18 protein-coding genes are annotated in these 16903 nt (G+C 50.6%); 5 read left to right on the plus strand and 13 right to left on the minus strand.

All coding sequences use genetic code 11. The features are described from left to right. The first annotated feature begins 1 nt into the window (after position 1). A complete protein-coding gene (locus FEE96_RS21450) occupies positions 2 to 802 on the plus strand; it encodes a flagellin N-terminal helical domain-containing protein (RefSeq protein WP_246079541.1) in 801 nt (266 codons plus the stop codon). A 199-nt stretch (positions 803 to 1001) separates the two neighbouring features. On the opposite strand, the gene tig is transcribed toward FEE96_RS21450, so the two are convergent. The 3 genes from tig to FEE96_RS21465 form a co-directional block, all read right to left on the minus strand. Further along, positions 1002 to 2333, minus strand: coding sequence for a trigger factor (gene tig / locus FEE96_RS21455; protein WP_138165212.1), 1332 nt, complete (start codon positions 2331 to 2333; stop codon positions 1002 to 1004). 209 nt (positions 2334 to 2542) lie between these two features. After that, positions 2543 to 3661 carry a porin gene (locus tag FEE96_RS21460; protein ID WP_138165182.1) on the minus strand — a complete coding sequence of 373 codons (1119 nt, stop codon included), beginning with the start codon at positions 3659 to 3661 and terminating at the stop codon, positions 2543 to 2545. A gap of 373 nt (positions 3662 to 4034) precedes the next feature. After that, positions 4035 to 5141, minus strand: a complete 1107-nt coding sequence (locus FEE96_RS21465) for a porin (protein ID WP_138165183.1) — start codon at positions 5139 to 5141, stop codon at positions 4035 to 4037. 463 nt (positions 5142 to 5604) lie between these two features. On the opposite strand from FEE96_RS21465, the gene FEE96_RS21470 reads away from it, so the two are divergent. Then, on the plus strand, positions 5605 to 6453 hold the full coding sequence (locus FEE96_RS21470) for a flagellin N-terminal helical domain-containing protein (RefSeq protein ID WP_138165184.1): 849 nt from the start codon (positions 5605 to 5607) through the stop codon (positions 6451 to 6453). Positions 6454 to 6609: 156 nt separating this feature from the next. Here the strand turns inward: FEE96_RS21470 and FEE96_RS21475 are convergent, their stop codons facing one another. The 4 genes from FEE96_RS21475 to FEE96_RS21490 all read right to left on the minus strand — a co-directional run bounded on the left by FEE96_RS21475 (position 6610) and on the right by FEE96_RS21490 (position 9855). Next, entirely contained in the window at positions 6610 to 6939 is a 330-nt protein-coding gene (locus FEE96_RS21475) for an arsenate reductase family protein (RefSeq protein ID WP_138165185.1), read from the minus strand. Positions 6940 to 7080: 141 nt separating this feature from the next. After that, positions 7081 to 7884, minus strand: a complete 804-nt coding sequence (locus tag FEE96_RS21480) for an alpha/beta hydrolase (protein ID WP_138165186.1) — start codon at positions 7882 to 7884, stop codon at positions 7081 to 7083. 14 nt (positions 7885 to 7898) lie between these two features. After that, positions 7899 to 9386, minus strand: coding sequence for a flavin-containing monooxygenase (locus FEE96_RS21485; RefSeq protein WP_138165187.1), 1488 nt, complete (start codon positions 9384 to 9386; stop codon positions 7899 to 7901). Positions 9387 to 9396: 10 nt separating this feature from the next. After that, positions 9397 to 9855 (minus strand): cupin domain-containing protein, encoded by a 459-nt coding sequence (locus FEE96_RS21490; RefSeq protein WP_138165188.1) that lies wholly within the window; start codon positions 9853 to 9855, stop codon positions 9397 to 9399. A 139-nt stretch (positions 9856 to 9994) separates the two neighbouring features. On the opposite strand from FEE96_RS21490, the gene FEE96_RS21495 reads away from it, so the two are divergent. Continuing rightward, on the plus strand, positions 9995 to 10990 hold the full coding sequence (locus FEE96_RS21495) for an AraC-like ligand-binding domain-containing protein (protein ID WP_212744808.1): 996 nt from the start codon (positions 9995 to 9997) through the stop codon (positions 10988 to 10990). Between the two features lie 124 nt (positions 10991 to 11114). Here the strand turns inward: FEE96_RS21495 and rpsU are convergent, their stop codons facing one another. Beyond that, positions 11115 to 11321 (minus strand): 30S ribosomal protein S21, encoded by a 207-nt coding sequence (gene rpsU, locus FEE96_RS21500; protein WP_127750344.1) that lies wholly within the window; start codon positions 11319 to 11321, stop codon positions 11115 to 11117. Positions 11322 to 11674: 353 nt separating this feature from the next. Further along, positions 11675 to 12166, minus strand: a complete 492-nt coding sequence (locus tag FEE96_RS21505; RefSeq protein ID WP_138165189.1) for a hypothetical protein — start codon at positions 12164 to 12166, stop codon at positions 11675 to 11677. 635 nt (positions 12167 to 12801) lie between these two features. On the opposite strand from FEE96_RS21505, the gene FEE96_RS21510 reads away from it, so the two are divergent. Further along, a complete protein-coding gene (locus FEE96_RS21510; RefSeq protein WP_138165190.1) occupies positions 12802 to 13089 on the plus strand; it encodes a hypothetical protein in 288 nt (95 codons plus the stop codon). A 187-nt stretch (positions 13090 to 13276) separates the two neighbouring features. Here the strand turns inward: FEE96_RS21510 and FEE96_RS21515 are convergent, their stop codons facing one another. Beyond that, entirely contained in the window at positions 13277 to 13462 is a 186-nt protein-coding gene (locus FEE96_RS21515; protein WP_138165191.1) for a hypothetical protein, read from the minus strand. A gap of 161 nt (positions 13463 to 13623) precedes the next feature. Here FEE96_RS21515 and FEE96_RS21520 point away from each other — a divergent pair, with 161 nt between their 5' ends. Next, positions 13624 to 13857, plus strand: coding sequence for a hypothetical protein (locus FEE96_RS21520; RefSeq protein ID WP_138165192.1), 234 nt, complete (start codon positions 13624 to 13626; stop codon positions 13855 to 13857). 338 nt (positions 13858 to 14195) lie between these two features. Here FEE96_RS21520 and FEE96_RS21525 read toward each other — a convergent pair whose 3' ends face one another. The 3 genes from FEE96_RS21525 to FEE96_RS21530 form a co-directional block, all read right to left on the minus strand. Next, a complete protein-coding gene (locus tag FEE96_RS21525; RefSeq protein ID WP_171021781.1) occupies positions 14196 to 14975 on the minus strand; it encodes a calcium-binding protein in 780 nt (259 codons plus the stop codon). An 8-nt stretch (positions 14976 to 14983) separates the two neighbouring features. Next, the gene (locus tag FEE96_RS23600) at positions 14984 to 15481 is read right to left on the minus strand and encodes a hypothetical protein (protein ID WP_212744809.1); all 498 of its coding nucleotides are present in this window, start codon (positions 15479 to 15481) and stop codon (positions 14984 to 14986) included. Positions 15482 to 16143: 662 nt separating this feature from the next. Next, positions 16144 to 16416 (minus strand): LysR substrate-binding domain-containing protein, encoded by a 273-nt coding sequence (locus FEE96_RS21530; RefSeq protein WP_171021778.1) that lies wholly within the window; start codon positions 16414 to 16416, stop codon positions 16144 to 16146. Positions 16417 to 16903: the final 487 nt, after the last annotated feature.

Here is a 16903-nt window from a genome sequence, read left to right on the forward strand (position 1 = left end):
ATTGCAGACTGTTACCAACAACCTGACTGAAACACAGACACAGATTTCGACCGGTAAACGCGTTGGATCCGCCAGTGACAACGCCGCCGTTTGGGCCATTTCCAAGACCATGGAATCCGACATCTCGGGTTTTGAAGCCATCTCTGACAGCCTAGCCCTGGGTGAAGCAACTGTTGCTGTTGCTTCTGCCGGTGCTGAGCAGGTTGTTGAAAAGCTGACAGAAATCAAAGAACTGCTGGTCTCTGCGCAGTCTGAAAACGTCGATCACGACAAAATTCAGAACGACATCACCAAGAAAACCGAGCAGGTTGCCTCGATTATTTCTGCTGCTCAGTTTAACGGTGCCAACCTGTTGGCAGCAGATGTTGACGGCAACGGCGCGACCTCAGTCGGTGTTCTGGCCTCTCTGGACCGGGTGGGCGCAACAGGTACGCCTGCAGCCACAGAGATCTCTATCGATACAGTAGACTTCGAAACTGATGTCGATCTAGCGTCCAACCTGACCACAGTGTCCGACGCTGCCAGTGCTGCGACTGCTCTGGGTGAAATCGAAGCCTTCCTGACCACCGCCATCGATGGTGCTGCGGCTCTGGGTGCTGACTCCTCCCGCCTCAAGGACCAGGGCGGCTTTGTGAACAAGCTGTCGAACGCCATGAAGCAGGGTATCAGTGCACTAACAGACACCAACATGGAAGAAGCATCAGCCCGACTAAAAGCGCTGCAGACACAGCAGCAGCTGGCCGTGCAGACCCTGTCGATCGCCAACAATGCACCTTCGGCAGTGATGCAGCTGTTCCGCTAAGACCGACCTCCACGGCACTCAGGTGCCATCTACAAAAGGCCGTCCTTCTTGGGCGGCCTTTTTGCATGTTACCACGAACACCACGTCATGCGTTGTTTCCAACGTCTTGGTGGGAAACAGGGCCTCGCTCATCGGATGCGCTGTCCAAACAAAAAGGCCGCTCAAATGAGCGGCCTTTTCGAAACTATCAAAGTAAGACTTACTCTTCTTCGAGCGCTTCAACAGCTTTCTGCAGATCGTCTTTGGAGACTTCTTTTTCTGCAACTTCGGCCAGTTCAAACACATAGTCGATGACTTTGTCTTCAAAGATTGGCGCGCGCAGCTGCTGTTGCATCTGAGCGTTCTTCTGGATGAATTCAAAGAACTCACGCTCTTGGCCCGGATACTGACGTGCCTGGCCCATGATGGCCTGGGTCATTTCAGCGTCGGTCACTTCAACTTCGGCTTTTTGACCCAGTTCAGCCAACAGCAGGCCCAGACGTACGCGACGTGTAGCAAGAGTGGTGTGCTCTTCTGTGGTTTCGATCTCTGGGTGATCGTGACCGGTTACTTCTGGGTTGTCTTCGTGCCACAGCTGATGCGCGATTTGACCGGCTTCAGCTTCGACCAGCGACGGCGGCAGGTCAAACGAGACCAGCCCATCCAGCGCATCCAAAGTAGCGCGTTTCATCACTGCGCGCGATGCACCGGCGTATTCCGCTTCCAGACGCTCGGAAATCTGCCCCTTCAGACCATCAAGATCTTCCGCGCCAAACTTCTTGGCCAGCTCGTCATTCAGCTCAGCCGCAACCGGAGCTTTAACTTCTTTGACTGTGCAGGCAAACACAGCGTCTTTGCCAGCCAGGTTCTCAGCGCCGTACTCAGTTGGGAAAGTGACTTTAACGTCTTTTTCTTCACCGGCCTTCAGGCCAACCAGCTGCTCTTCGAAGCCAGGAATAAAGGAGTTGGAGCCCAGAACCAGCGGGTAGTCTTCGCCAGCGCCGCCATCAAAGGCAACGTCGTCAACTTTGCCCAGGAAGTCGATGACAACCTGGTCGCCGTCTTCAGCAGCAACACCTTCGTCGCGCGCTGCAAAATCCTGAGCAGTTTCGGCCAGGTTGGCCAATGCTTCGTCAACGTCAGCTTCACCGGCTTTGACAACCAGCTTTTCCAGCGACACGGATTTCAGATCGACTTCGGGAATTTCTGGCAGCGCTTCGTAGGACATGTCGACGCTGACATCGTCGCCTGGCTTCCAGTCTTCGTTGGTCATTTTGACGTCAGGCTGCATTGCAGGACGGTCACCGCTGTCCTCAAAATGCTTGTTCATGGCGCCATCAATAGTTTCCTGCATCGCTTCGCCCATAAGACGTTCGCCATACTGCTTTTTCAGCAATGCCATAGGCACCTTGCCCTTGCGGAAACCCTTCATTTCGATTTCCGGCTGAGCTTCAACCAGCTTTTCGTTTACCTTGGCGTCCAGTTCGGCCGCAGCAACGGTAATCGCATAGCCGCGTTTCAGACCTTCGTTCAGCGTCTCGGTGACCTGCATGATATTCCCCATAGAGATTCGGGGCATGCACATAGGCATCCCCCCAGATAAATTTGACGCCTTTTATTTCTACTAAGCGCTTGGCGCAAGAGGCATTGCCACCTGATGACGACAGATGGGCGGGAAAGCTCCTTATTTGGCCTTAGAAAAGGAAAAAAACACGCCCCAAGGGACGTGTTTTCTTAGATCTACTGCTTTGATAGAAAGCTTTAGAATTTCCAGCGGGCACCGGCCATGATCACACTACTGTCATTGTAGCTGGTCGAAGTGGTGTCTTCGTAGGAATAATCGCGGTAGGCCAAGTAAGCTTCGACATTGTAGTTGTCGATTTTTTGAACCGCTGCAATGCCCCAAGAAGTAGCAGAGTCACCGGTCGAGGCCATATCCGAACCATCGTAGTAATCAACCGAGAAGGAGGTCGAACCCAGGGATGACCAGTTAGTGGAATACCCCAGTTTGGCGTAGCCATAGCTGCCCGCGATGTCGCGTTCACCAGCGGCAACAGCCAAGGATACTCCGGTTGGTTTGTGTTCCAGCGCAAGCGATCCAACAATGTCGCGCTTATCGGCTTTACCGGTTTCTTCTGTCCAAGCAGCACCTAGGGCTGCATCGAATGCAAAATCGCCCAGATTCGAGTTACCATAACGAACAGCAACATCGTATGTTTCGCGATCGTTGGCGGTTTTCAGAATGTCAGTACCGTAAGATGCTGACACAGTGAAACCATTCAGATTGACCGAGTCATAGCGAACACGACCCAAACGACCACCGTCGTAGTCAGTAAACACATCTCCCACATCAATCGAACTGAGTGTCCCAGTTGATGTCCGGAAGGCATAGCCACCTGCTGGGTCTGCGACCGCAACACCAGCAACAACACCGGTTCCGGACCGGTCACTACCTGCGATACCATCAGACGCCATCGATCCTTGACCAGCGGAGAACCGGCCAAAACGGGCGGTATCAAACTGCAAATCAACGTGGCGGATGTTGGTGCGGTCCCAGCTCAGTGTATCACCTGTAGAGGTTTGGCTGACACCATCAGAACCACGCAGACCAAAGGCGGTTTCAAATTTGAACAGAAGGGTATTTTCACCATAGGCCTGCTTCAGCCGGAAACCGATACGGGAGTTGGATCCCGAGTTGTCGACCAGGCGGTTATAGGTTTCTGTACCATCGTCGTATGACTGGAAGGACGGATCAAACTGGCCATACCAAGTAAAGCTACCGCCGGTATCATTTTCATAGGTGGGACCCGCAAAGGCGGGTGATGCGATGGCGGCAGTCAGTGCGATTGCGCTGGCGCTTGCTGCAAACTTAATGCTCATGAGTGAGTGCTCCTAGTTCCTCATAAAGGTCGGCCCCCCTCGTTCCATCCATAAGGGATCCGACTTAGGAATAGCGGCTATCACGCGCTTTTTTCAGATCCGAGACTTGAAGTTCAGGACGGGATAACAGGCAGTCAAAAACAGCGGAATATCGCCAAAATTTCACAGATCTGTGATGTTTTATTCTTTTACTACAACGCCTTATGTGAACTAGATCACACAACTCAACTACTGTGAGAATTTCATTATGCTATCAATCATTACATTTAGAATCACAAGGTTTATCTTCACTGGACTGATCTTGCTTTTGCGGCAGAAAAAAGAAACGCCCCCAAGTTAAGGGAGCGCATTTCAACTTTGCAATGTAACGGTTTCAGAACTTCCAACGTGCCCCAAACAACACTGATTCAATGTCTCGGTAAGATGTTGTGACCTCAGAGAACTCATAGCTGCGCAGACCAAGGTAGGCTTCCATATTCACGCTGTCGATATTTTGTACGGCACCAATACCAAAGACGCGAGTCGACGACCCACTGGTGTTGAAGTTTGAGCCATCATAGAGATCGACGCCCAGGGCTGTCTGCCCAATGGCGAACCAATCCCCTTTGTAGCCAAGTTTGCCATAGACATAGTCTTCGCCGGTGTCGCGACTGCCGACAGCCATCGAAACATTGAACCCACTATCAAGCAGCACGCTGAAGGATCCAAAGGTGTCATCACGGTCCACGCCATTTCTATCTCGCCGCGAAAATCCAAACCCGCCGGTGAACTTACCGCCGCTGAACTCATTAGCGTACCGCAAGGCAACGTCATAGAATTTGTCGTTACTGTTGCTGGCAAGGATCTCCTCGCCTGCAGCAAGCGAGATCGAAAAACCACTGAAATCAGCTGAGTCATAACGTACCCTGCCCCGTCGTCCGCCATCAAAGCTGGACGTGACTGAGCTGATAGATACCGAAGACATTGCGCCAGCGGAGGATCGGAACGTAAAACTACCAGCGGTGTCACCGATACCATTATAAAGAACCAAACTGGTCCCGGAGTAATCTGTATCAGCAATGCCGTCAGTCGCCATGCTGCCCTGGCCCAGATAAAACTTACCGTAGGTACCACTGTCATATGCAAAGTCGATTTTGCGCAGGTTGGTGCGGCTCCAATCCACACCTTTTGGGGTGAAGGTCTGGCTGACACTATCAGAAGCGCGCAACCCAAGCGCCGTTTCAAAATTGAAGGTAAAAGTACCACTGCCCAGGGGCTGGTTCACCCAGATCCCCACCCGCGTGTTTGAATGAGAGTTATCGACCAGGTTACTGGTGCTGCCTACGCCGTCATCCACCATCTGAAAAGCAGGGTTGAATTGGCCATAAATACTAACAAATCCGCCAGAATTGTTATCGTACTTCATTTCCGCCTGCACAGGCAGAGCAGCGACCCCCGCCACTACTGCAGAAAGCGTTGATGTTCTCCAAAATGTTGTCATGACAATTGCCCACTGAATAAAACACTCTATCCCTTTGAGATGTAGCAGCCTGTCCGTGAAGAAAAGGGTTTAGTTGATACACCATTGCAGTCATTGCATATTCACCACACGGCAAGCGATCGAAACAGATCATGATGTCCTTTGGCTGCGCGCCTGTAACGGGTTAAACGGGTCGTCTAATTCTAGGAATCATCGCCGTCCGATCCCAGATGTGCACCCCTCAACCGGCTTGCAAACACAACGGCCGGCTTCATTAAATTTAGTCCTTTATGAGAATGAATTCAGATCCTGGCATTAAGGAATTAGTCGTAATCTGGGCATAGATAAAGTCCTGCACCTTGTACTAAGGGGGCACGGCGGCCACAGGTCGATCGTATTGTCAGAATGACGCCAAAGGCCAACCAGAGCGGTTCGGCTGTAAATGGGGTCAAAACTCCCCAACATGACTAAAGGAATACATGCTATGACAAGCATTCTGACAAACAATGGCGCAATGGTTGCACTTCAGACTCTGCAGTCCGTGAACGACAACCTGACCACTGCCCAGAACGAAATCTCCACCGGTAAACGCGTTGGATCCGCCAGCGACAACGCCGCTGTATGGGCGATTTCCAAGACAATGGAATCCGACATCGCGGGTTTTGAAGCCATCTCCGAAAGCCTGTCAGTTGGTGAAGCCACTGTTTCGGTTGCTTCGGCTGGTGCTGAACAGATTGTTGAAAAACTGACTGAAATCAAAGAACTGATCGTTTCTGCTCAGTCTGAAAACGTCGACCACACCAAGATCCAAAACGACATCGACGCAAAGGCTGAACAGGTTACAGCAATCATCAACGCTGCCCAGTTCAACGGTGCAAACTTGCTGATGGCTGACGTTGACGGCAATGGCGCGACATCTTTGGGTGTTTTGGCCTCGCTTGACCGTGTTGGTGCAACGGGTACTCCCACCGCGACCGAAATCACTGTAACCACAGTTGATTTTGAAACCAACATCGACCTGGCGTCTAACCTGACATCGTTCACCAACGTCACAGATGCGACAACCGCACTGGGTGAAATCGAAACTGTCCTGGCCGTGGCCATCACTGGTGCCGCCGCACTGGGTGCTGACACAGCTCGCCTGAAAGATCAGGGTGATTTTGTTGGCAAACTGACAGACTCCATGAAAATGGGTGTCAGCTCGATGACAGACACCAACATGGAAGAAGCTTCGGCTCGATTGAAGGCCCTGCAGACCCAGCAGCAGCTGGCTGTGCAGTCGCTCTCGATTGCTAACGGTGCGCCACAGTCGATCATGACACTGTTCCGCTAAACCGATCATTGGTTCGGGGCGCCTTAGCGCGCCCCGAACCGACCAACCCAGTATCCCATTAAAATAAATCAGATAACATGCAGCGATCGAACCGTATCGCGCAGCGTCGCTTTTTAGCGTTTGCTCCCGCAGGAGTTTGAACGCAAACCCAGCATCTTATTCCGACAACAAAGCCTGCTGCACAGCCTCATCCCAACCGAGGTAGTATGCGTCTCCATCATGGATTACGGGACGCGCCATCAATTTGGGCTTAGCGGCCAATTGATCTTCCGCCTCTGAATGCTTCAGCCAATCGCTCAACGACCGCCAATCATTTGTTGTTCGATCCACCAACCGATCCCCAAACTCAGCGATCAACGTCGCAAGCTCCGTTTCACTCAATGGCTCAGCCCGCACATCACGGAAGACTACATCTTTACCTGCCTGCTCCATTGCCTTGAGGGCTTTCTTGCAAGTTGAGCATGTGCTTAGTCCGTAAATTACCATGAGCATTCTCCTATAAGGTCGGCGCTGCAACCTCCTGCATTCTGCCTTTTTATACAAGAGACACTGTTTAGCCAGGTTTTCGAAGTGCACCAGAGTTGTTGTGCGAGAAAAGATGACTTCACCGGCTCAAGGAGAGGCAAACTAGCCAAGAAGAGACCGGCACAGCGGGGACGTTGGGTCTAGCAGACCGTCGAGTACTGTAAAATGGTTGTGCTCCCCCTCGACGAATACGCTCGTGTCACAATCGAGCCCCTCCCACATCATAGCGAGCAATTTAGACTGCCTGATAAACTCTGGTCGCTCCCCACCACCAACCCAAGCCGTCAAGCAGGACGCGTTTCGCGGCTTGTGCAAAACCGCACTTTCGCGCATTGCCTCCACACCATCCAGACACAGTGTTTCATTCATTTTGGTATGCAACAGAGGCCGCAAATCATGCAATCCGCTGAGAGAAAACGTATGTACAATCCGCTTTGCCACACTCTCTGGAAGTGGTGAATCTTCACAAATCATCCGGGTCACAAGGTGCCCACCTGCAGAATGTCCGACAAGACGGATGGGGCCTGCTATTTTCTGCGCAGCAACGGCAATGGCCCTACCAATTTGCTGAGTTATTTCAGATATTCGAACATCTGGAGTCAGCGTATAACTTGGAATGCAGACAGCCCATCCATTTGCGCGGGCACCTTCTGCCAAATTGGTCCAGTAAGATTTGTCTAACCTCATCCAGAAACCGCCATGCACAAAGACAACCAGGCCCTGCGCTTCAGCTTCCGGATGGACAAGGTCGAACCGCTCCCTTTCTGATGAGCCATAGGCGATATCCAGATCGATGTTTGGCGTGTTTTCGCGGTAACTCGCAGCGCGCGCTGCCCAGATACCGGGCAGCGCGTCAGATCCTTCGACATGCGCCATATTTGCAAATGCATCATCCCAATCTTGCATGTCGAATTTTCCTCTTATTGAACTTGATACTGCGGAGTAGATGCAAGGTATTCACCGTAGGCCGGCGCATTCGGGTATGAGAACTGCTCTGCCAGAGGGTTGTTGCGCTTGCGTTTTGTCGCCCCCATATCCCCAAGCAATTCGTCAAAATGCTTGAAGTGGAACGGCGCTGAGCACAGCCCGCCATAAACCTGAGCTGCCGGGCGTTCCTTGCGGCGCCAATCCAGCATCATCTGCATGTTCCGTTCCATGTCATCACGGCTTGGCTGGCGTTCCAATTGCCCATCAGCATACCGGACCAGCCAGTTTGCGACCATTTCAGCAGACAGGATTGTGCAGAAACTGGAGTTGAAACCGACAAACCCCATTTCGGGAAGGTCCGGGTTTACCGCAAGACGGAATGTCCGGTACTGGCCATCAGCTTCGATCAGCTTGTCGCGGTATGTCTTATCCAGATATGGAATACCCAGTTTCCATCCCACTGCCAGAACAGAGACATCACATTTAACCCGGTCGCCCGCTGTCAGGACAATTTCATCGCCGTCATAGTGATCAAAAGTACCCTGGATGGGTTTAACTGCGCCTGATTTAAAACTCTCAAACAAACCAGGCGTCACGATGGGAAGCGAACAGGATGCCTCTTTCTCAATTGGAGTGTCCGGGACCATATTCCATTTCTTTAGGCCCAACTGCGCCTTCAGCAAGGTCTCGAGCCCACGAAAATTCGCCCAGACCAGCGGCTTCAACACCAATGCAATCACCCGCTGCAATGGGTTTTTTCCCCATTGGTTGAACTGCTGTTCCTGCGCCCGCATATAAAGCAGCCGCTTAAAGTTGATTCCGCCAACAAAATAAGGAATCCGCCAGACATTCTCGCGGTAGACCATAGTGACTTGTTTAGCACCATTTTTGGCGGCGTTTACGGCAATGTCAGTGGCCGATTTCGACCCACCAAGCACAACCACATGCTTGCCCTGCATCATCGACGGATCGGTGTAGTCCGAAGAGTGCATCACCTCCCCACCCTGCGCGACAAAGGCGTCCTGACCGGGGTGCGAGATAATGTTCTTTTCGGAAAACTGCCCGGTGCAAATGGAAACAAAATCGAAATCTTGCGTCCGACTGCGCCCAGCCTCGTTGATGGTCAACGTCCATCCTGGCTTGCCATCTGCCCGACGGTCCATAGACGTGATAACGGTGTTCAATCTGAACAGACGGCTTAGATTATGCTTGGCGGCATAAGAATGCAGATATGCATGAACCTGAGGCCCCTTGGGCCACTCCGGATAGTCCTCGGGCATAGGGTGATCTGTATAGCAATACAGATCCTTGGGGGATTGTGTTTGCACGCCTGGGTAAGATCGAGATAGCTCCCATACACCGCCGAAATCATGGCTGCGTTCAAATCCAATAACCCGGTGACCTTTTTCGTCAAACGCCTTGGCCGCAGCCAAGCCGCTGACGCCGCCGCCGATGACGGCGACTGTCTTTCGCTTTACCATGTTTATGACCTCATGCTTCCGGCGGCGGCAGAAAATCAACTTCGTGCAGTGCGGACAAACGCACCAGTTCCGCAGGGTCAGTAACACCGTCTAACGCGACAAACAGGTCGTACAATTTGCGCGATGGCGCTACGCCAAAGATGCATTTGGCGGATTTTCCGGACCGGTTAAAAATGCCGTGTGCAACCCCCATTGGCATCCGGACTGTATCACCGGGGCCAGCCTGATGAACGCTGGGCGCCCCTTTATCATGTCCGAATTCAACGTCCAGATTACCCTCAAGAAGATAGATCCACTCATCTTGTGTGGGATGGATATGAGGTGGCACAAAGGTATCAGCAGGAACATCCGCGTGCCAGGTAAAGGCGTTATCGCTCAGTAGCTTTGGGGTGTAGGTCTGCCCGACCACATTCCAGGATGCACCATTGATCCCGTCTGAGGCCGCAGTAATTCCGATTGTTGTCGTCATATCATTTCCTCCCTGTCCTGATATATCGTCACAAAAGCCTAGCAAGCTCGCCCCCAAGGCTTTGTCCAAAAAGCGCAACAATTTCTCCGCCAAAGTATAAACCTTTATTTTAAGCTTGAAATTTATTATGTTGCTAAGGATGACGCGAACAGGACAGGAAGTTTCTGCCGAGCCCCTGCGGGCACATCGGCTTTTTCAAACGCAAGACATTGATCTGGCGCGCCAGCTCGTGACCCAAAAGTTTTGCGATCACGATTTGGTTCCGACGTCTTCACATCATCGATTTGATACCTGCCACAACCATGTCGCGGGTCAGATGCTGTCCCTAAATTATCTGAAGTACTCCAGCGAGGTCTCGATTAACCCGGGTGAACTGGATCGCTTTTACTTGATCCAGGTGCCTATCCATGGGCAAGCGACCGTTACAAATGGCTCAAAAGAAGTAGATGTATCGATCAACACGGCCAGCGTTCTAAACCCTATGCAAAGTACGCAGATGACATGGTTCGAAGGTTGCGAAAAACTGCTCCTTCAAATTGACAAAGCTGCGTTACAAACCTCCGCTGAAGCGCTGGTTGGAATGCCACTGGGACAACCTGTTGTCTTTGACCCAAAAGTAGACATGAGCTTGCAGGCAACATCAGCCTGGTGTCACACCCTGAAAGAAGCTGTGAAAGTCGCGCAAAATGGCGGCGCATTTGGGGACAGTACTTTTCGGCATCAGGCAATGTTGGAAGAAAACCTAATCTTTGGTTTCCTAAGCTGCCAGAAAAGCACGATTAGCCACTTCTTTGTGAATAATGAAAAAGCACTTTCATCCAGTCAGCTCCGCCGCGCGAAAACATATATGCTGGAAAACCTTGCTGAGCCGATCACGCTATCAGATTTAGCTTATCAGGCCGGATGCAGTCTAAGAAGCCTGCAATGTGGTTTCAAAAAGTCCTGCGGGTGTAGCCCCATGCAGTACTTGCAAAAACAAAGACTTGGCTATGCCCATTTTTTGTTGCAGTCGTTGCCACCCGACCATCTTGTAAGCTCGGTCGCCTACGATTGTGGTTTCACACATCTGGGTCGGTTTTCGATTGCTTACCGAAAGGCATTTGGTCAATCGCCGAAAAAGACCTTGGGGCGTTAACAGCCACAACAGGCATGTGGTCAAGCCCTGGTCGGGGAAAATGCGGTAAAGTTCGCCCCCAAAACAAAACCCCCACAACCAAATGGCGGCGGGGGTTTTGCAGTTCGTCAAAATCCAATATGATTTACATCATACCTTCACGCTCTAGCTTCTTACGAGCCAACTTACGGGCACGACGAATCGCTTCCGCTTTCTGGCGCGCATTCTTCTCGGACGGCTTCTCGAAATGTTGCTTAAGCTTCATTTCACGGAAAACGCCTTCCTTTTGGAGCTTTTTCTTCAGAACTCTAAGGGCTTGATCGACATTGTTGTCGCGAACACTAACCTGCATGTGGTTTTCACCACCTCTCTAGTTTGAAGTTGCAATGATTTGCAGGAATTGGCCTCATAGCAATTTTGTTTTCGTTTGTACAGCATAACGGTTTCAAATCACGCAATTGCAGTGAATTTGCCCAGCCCGGCTGCATCACTGCCAGTTGAAAGCATCTGAAGTGACCCGCAAAATAGGCAGAGGGTTTGTAGTCTCACTGGTCACCCGTGCCATGGTCATCTCATAAGGCAGGTTCGCCCCCACCTTCTTTGTTTGAAAGACCGCCATTTTCACCACGATATGATGTGTGAGGCAGAACGGACCAACTGCATATCTGCGTCGCAAGCAAATGAACACAAATGCAAGCTTATCAGCTATTGCATAAAGGGCAGACCAGTACAGACCGGTTCTGCACTCGCATCATCGACAACCATTTTTCCGGTAATTCCGTCAGAGTCCGCTGTTGCTCGGACGTTTACTTCGACGGTCCAATTGTCGGGCCCACTACAAAGTGTATCAGCGCCAAAAGACACGCTGACGATGTTTTCCATCACGTCAGCGGTGGTTTCCCCGTAAGGCATGCCAAGCAAATGGGCCGCGGCAACTGCTTTGATTTCTGCCTGTGTGGATCGCGTTTGCAGGGTACCGCCACGCTCTCCGGCAAATTCCTTTGTTGGCTCTGCGTTGCAATATCCCCAAAGCCCTGACCAATAGTTCCCGTCATAATCGAATGATAAGTCCAACTTGCCCCATGCGTTTGTACGTATATTGGGGAATTGCAAATCAGCGGCACAAGGTTCCGAAGACTCTGCTTCAGCCCAGTATCCGTAGTATTTTCCATCCGCTCCGGGACTGGAAAAATACATAAACGCCGATCCATTTTCATATGAAGCAAAGCAAAGATCTGACCTGATACAGCTGAGCTCCATCACCCCCCAGCTTGTCTCGTGGAAAGTCCCATTTGGCAAAGTCTGGGCCGAAGCCCCTGTAACCAAAAGAAGAAAGGGTATTTGGACAGCATTTCGGTATAGTTTTTGATGCAATGTCATTAGACTTCTAATCCTTAAATGAGAAAAGAAAGTAGTCCAAACTTGTCTTTATCTTAAACGACAAGCAAGCTTTATCGTTTCGTCTGCCAATATGAGATCAGGGGTTTATCTTGACAATGCTGCGCAGACTGAAGGGAAAAAGGTGCATAAATCATCGCAATTCGTATCATTGATATGCAGTGTAAAATTCACTTGGTGGCTGTTTGGCAGTGAAGACTACCGCGATTGCCAATCACGTCCTATCTCAAAATCACGCAAGGCCAAGGACGGTACATCCTCCCCCAACTCAGTCCCACGTCCCACCGGGTACAAGAGAACGTTGTGTTCGGAAGGTATTTAAATCGAGCGTTTTCTCTTCGTCTCAAAATACTACCCAAGACTGCATCTATCGTATAGGTTGAGCTTGCAATGCCTGTAGTTGTAGATGTTCTTTACATGAAGGGATTCCCAAAATGCCTAAATCAGAAATTGAAAAAATGCGTGCAGAAGCTGAGAAACTAACTGATCAAGCTGCCAAAAAGCATACCGAAGCCGAAAAGATTTTTGATCAGGCAAATGCTGAATTGGCGGCACTAGAAGCTAAAAAAGACGACATGATTTTCACCAAGTACAAGAAGGCGCTGGTTGCTATTCGAGCGAAGTATAAGAAAGTCGAAAAGTTAAGAAGCAACGCTGATTCCTTGGCAAACTCGGCAGCTGTCAAAGTCGGCAAAATGTTCAAGGCTATGGACAAAGTTTAACGTTTACGACGAGTCAACAGGGCGCGCATTGTCACCGCAGCGATGGCCGTTCTTGTTGGATGGTAGTTTCCCAATTGTACTCTTAGAAATCCGCCATGCGAACCGGCAATGCATTTTCAACAACATGCAGGCCAATTTGTAGCAGTCGCTCCAAAATCGAGTCTATCGTGTTCTAAAGGCCCGCTCCTTAGCTGGACAAGCCCTTTAGCTCTGCCTTGCCATAGACGCGCTTTCCCTGCCATAGCAGCAGTTCACTATCGCAAACGGCACACATGACCGCACCTTCGTGCTGTCGGGTGGGATCTTCAGTATAGTGAATAACGTTGAAGGCACCACAATGGTCACAAGTCAATTCAACTGTTCCTTTTTTCATAGTGCCCTTCCTGAAGTGGATACTGCGTCACCAACCAACGTCCCTTTCCAAACCGTTCGGGTACGATTGTAACCCAAACCAGCAATCAATGTTATGCAAAGACACCCTTTTGCTGGAGGTAAACATGTTAAACACTCGTACGTTTTTTAACTGTGTGCGCTTTGCAACTTGCTTCCACTTGCATTGTGTCCGCTAGAATTGGCAATGATAAAGGTACGGACAAAGGTAATAAAAATGGTTGGAAAAGCTCAGATGGTGGCTATCAAGGCTATGTACCGCATGGCTTGAACATCAGTGGCGACAATGGCCGGACCGACAACAACGGTGAGAACCCTGATGGTAACACCCCGAACAAAAATGGCGAAGATAGCGGTGGTTATGACGATCCGAACTGATCAACTTGTAAGTTGGTAGTTATTGGTCCGCGCTGTCACGCAGGCCATGCAGTTCACTTGTTATGTACAAATATTCAGCTGGGACAACATTTTGCGCACCTTGGTCCTCCGCTTTCCTAACTATAGGGGCGGACCACTTCACTGGGGAAGGCTGACACCGAAAGAACGACACAGGAACGGCCCTAGTCCCTGTGAAGGACGCTCAAATCACATCTTACACGGACCAGAATTCGAAGCCCGCGACGAGAAGGCTAACCCGCCCAGAAACTGAAAATGGCCGCCTAAGTTCGACAGCCGCACTCCTCTAAAAATCGGGGTATACCGTCAGCAAAAGGTTTTCAAAGAACAAAATCGTTAACCGAGAGATCAAGAATATCAACTCCGGTTAACGTTACAAGCGGGTCGCTTTCCCCCACAGTTTTTCCTGAATTTAGAAAGATCTCGACGCCATTTTCTGACTGCACGAATGAAAAGTACAAGTCATCCAACGCCGATGAATTGAAACAAGATGTTCGATCAATTACCGCCCCATTGAGCTCGAGCGACGCCAGATCTGCTTGAGAAAGCACCGAGCCAAAATCCAGCACATCAGTTCCCACCTCAAAATCTGTAATTGTATCGCTTGCATTCAGAGTTTCGAACATGAACGTGTCGGCGCCCAAGCCGCCGATCAATAGGTTGGTCCCTTCACCACCCGAAATGTCGTCGTCCCCCTCGCCACCATCAAGCGTATCATTGCCTCCTCGGCCGTGCAGAACATCCCGGTTGCCAAATGTCTCGATTACGTTGTCACCAGCATCGCCAAGCATGGTATCATACCAATTCGCCCCCCCCAAATTCTCTATACTAACGAGAACAGTGCCATAAGCATCATATGCATTATCAGCGTTGTTTTCGAGGTCAATATAGATCACACCGGGTCCGACCAGCCGATAGTAGAACGTATCGATGCCGTCCCCACCATCAACATAGTCGAAGCTAGATCCTAGAATTTGGTCATCACCATCATAACTATAAATGGTATCTATCCCCCAACCGCCAGAAAGATGGTCGTTCTGGTTGCCACCTGACAAAAAGTCATTGCCCTGATCACCGAATAAAGAGTTGGAACGGTCCATTGCTCCAATCAACGTGTCATGCCAATGAGATCCTTGGAAAAATTCAAAGTTCCTAACGACGTGTTCTGTTCCGTTAAAATCAATGAAAACTTCGTTTGTACATCGACGAAAACGGGTCCAGGCCATCCTGCATGAAAAATATCATGCCCTTCACCGCCATCAATAATAGAGGCAGGTGTCACTGAAAAGCGAGGATGACTATATCGGTCATCACCTCCGCCAAGGTCGATATCTGTAGCCCGATAAGCCTCCGAATTTTCAAACCACGTTGTGCCGGAATCTCCCCGAACCAGATTTACCGCACCCGTCAGCGCAGCGTGCTGTAGGTTGAAATTTCCTGATGCCGAGTCGGAAAATAGGGTTTGAAAGTATTCACCGTCCCAGTTGAGCTCCTGTATCTCACCGGCATAGTATTCAAAGTTAAACGCAAAGAACTGAAGGGTTGAAATTGTTCCGGAAACAATTTCTCCATCGGAGACTTGAAGATTGTCGCCGATCAATCGCATGCTGCCCGCGTAAGTCGTCACATCAGTTGCACTATCGTACCGTGTAAATAGAATGTCAGCGCCTTGAGGCGTCTACGTGACCTGGATGCCTGCATTCCCGTAAAACCTGCCGGCAAACTCGAAAAGGCGATAATTTCCATATGGCGAGTAAATACCCATGCTTTCCCCAATAAATTGTCGTCAAAAAATTTCAAAATTGAGTATCCTCTTGTCGAATAGGTGTCCACCCGAAAGGGGCGATGCGGGCTCGAGCCTAGCTTTCGCTGCATGTTTGACCAATGTTGACTTTGGCAGTTCTGGCTAAAGTTTTGTGTTGACCCGTTGAAACCGCCATGCATTGCCTTCCTTGGAGCGGGTCGCAGAGAAGGACCTAAATCCGCCCTTTTTGACGGATGCTGCGCTTGCGCACCAAGGTCGCGAAATGACCGCTAGCCGACATTGCAGGGACGAGTCGACCTCCCCCCGTCGGATGGCTTCTAAGCGAGAAATTGCAGTCATTCAGTGTTGCGTCCCAAACTGATGCTATCGGCCCTGACCAGCCACCTTTGCAGCGCGCGTTGAATGTCCGGTAATGCCCTTAGCTGGCCCAATTCTAACTTTCTCTTCGTACCGACACCCATAGACGATACAGGGCCATTCCATCTTTTTAGCCGGTTCGAGTGTCAGTGAAACTGATCCGTCAGGAAGTCGATCAGGGCTCGAACTCGGCTCATTAGGAACGATGTTTCTGGGCGCAAGATGAAGATCCCGCCGACCGCACCGGCGTCAGCATGATCGATCAGCACTGGCTCCAAGTGGCCTTTATCCAGATCATGGGAGATGAGGAATTCCGGCAACCATGCGGTGCCGCGTCCCGCGCAACATGCAGCATGCAGCGCTTCGAGACTGTTGACCGGTCTTGGCGAAGAACGAGAAGATCGAATGGACCGGGACATCAACTCCGCTATCGCCGAATATGAAAAGCGCGATGAGCAGCGTGTTGGGCTTTGGAAGAGGAAGTTTTCCGCTTTATAGGGGAACTCCGTCCTAGGAGTTCTGTTTTTCCCGTAACCGGTCATTGTCCAATATGCAGCGAAAAGTCCGGACCCCGACAATTATGAGGAAAAACAACGTGTTGCTGGCGCAGAAAGATTTATACTGAGGGCGGCCGTTTGCTGCGTTTTACATCAATGGGTGTTGTGCGGACATTTCAGAATTTTCCATTGGATCAGTCCCGCTGGAATTCAAGGACCATTTGCTCCAGTGCGAGGGAGAGCTCAGACATCGTAGGTTTCGTGATGAACCAGGAATTTCAATGCCTCATCGATATCAATACAAGTGTTAGGTTCACCGTTAACAACTTCACTTGTCACACATTCAAAATCAGCAACTCGTGCGGTGAAGATGTCCACGGTCTCTTGGGACACTTCCTGTGAATAACCT

The organism is Parasedimentitalea maritima (assembly GCF_005771405.1).
Taxonomy (GTDB): domain Bacteria; phylum Pseudomonadota; class Alphaproteobacteria; order Rhodobacterales; family Rhodobacteraceae; genus Parasedimentitalea; species Parasedimentitalea maritima.

What these genes read in the sequence shown, in the direction of transcription:
- tig (WP_138165212.1), bottom strand. Translation starts at nt 2,333, where the DNA reads ATGCAGGTCACCGAGACGCTGAACGAAGGTCTGAAACGCGGCTATGCG.
- FEE96_RS21460 (WP_138165182.1), bottom strand. Translation starts at nt 3,661, where the DNA reads ATGAGCATTAAGTTTGCAGCAAGCGCCAGCGCAATCGCACTGACTGCC.
- FEE96_RS21465 (WP_138165183.1), bottom strand. Translation starts at nt 5,141, where the DNA reads ATGACAACATTTTGGAGAACATCAACGCTTTCTGCAGTAGTGGCGGGG.
- FEE96_RS21470 (WP_138165184.1), top strand. Translation starts at nt 5,605, where the DNA reads ATGACAAGCATTCTGACAAACAATGGCGCAATGGTTGCACTTCAGACT.
- FEE96_RS21475 (WP_138165185.1), bottom strand. Translation starts at nt 6,939, where the DNA reads ATGGTAATTTACGGACTAAGCACATGCTCAACTTGCAAGAAAGCCCTC.
- FEE96_RS21480 (WP_138165186.1), bottom strand. Translation starts at nt 7,884, where the DNA reads ATGCAAGATTGGGATGATGCATTTGCAAATATGGCGCATGTCGAAGGA.
- FEE96_RS21485 (WP_138165187.1), bottom strand. Translation starts at nt 9,386, where the DNA reads ATGGTAAAGCGAAAGACAGTCGCCGTCATCGGCGGCGGCGTCAGCGGC.
- FEE96_RS21490 (WP_138165188.1), bottom strand. Translation starts at nt 9,855, where the DNA reads ATGACGACAACAATCGGAATTACTGCGGCCTCAGACGGGATCAATGGT.
- FEE96_RS21495 (WP_212744808.1), top strand. Translation starts at nt 9,995, where the DNA reads ATGACGCGAACAGGACAGGAAGTTTCTGCCGAGCCCCTGCGGGCACAT.
- rpsU (WP_127750344.1), bottom strand. Translation starts at nt 11,321, where the DNA reads ATGCAGGTTAGTGTTCGCGACAACAATGTCGATCAAGCCCTTAGAGTT.
- FEE96_RS21505 (WP_138165189.1), bottom strand. Translation starts at nt 12,166, where the DNA reads ATGTATTTTTCCAGTCCCGGAGCGGATGGAAAATACTACGGATACTGG.
- FEE96_RS21510 (WP_138165190.1), top strand. Translation starts at nt 12,802, where the DNA reads ATGCCTAAATCAGAAATTGAAAAAATGCGTGCAGAAGCTGAGAAACTA.
- FEE96_RS21515 (WP_138165191.1), bottom strand. Translation starts at nt 13,462, where the DNA reads ATGAAAAAAGGAACAGTTGAATTGACTTGTGACCATTGTGGTGCCTTC.
- FEE96_RS21525 (WP_171021781.1), bottom strand. Translation starts at nt 14,975, where the DNA reads ATGGACCGTTCCAACTCTTTATTCGGTGATCAGGGCAATGACTTTTTG.
- FEE96_RS23600 (WP_212744809.1), bottom strand. Translation starts at nt 15,481, where the DNA reads ATGCGATTGATCGGCGACAATCTTCAAGTCTCCGATGGAGAAATTGTT.
- FEE96_RS21530 (WP_171021778.1), bottom strand. Translation starts at nt 16,416, where the DNA reads ATGTCCCGGTCCATTCGATCTTCTCGTTCTTCGCCAAGACCGGTCAAC.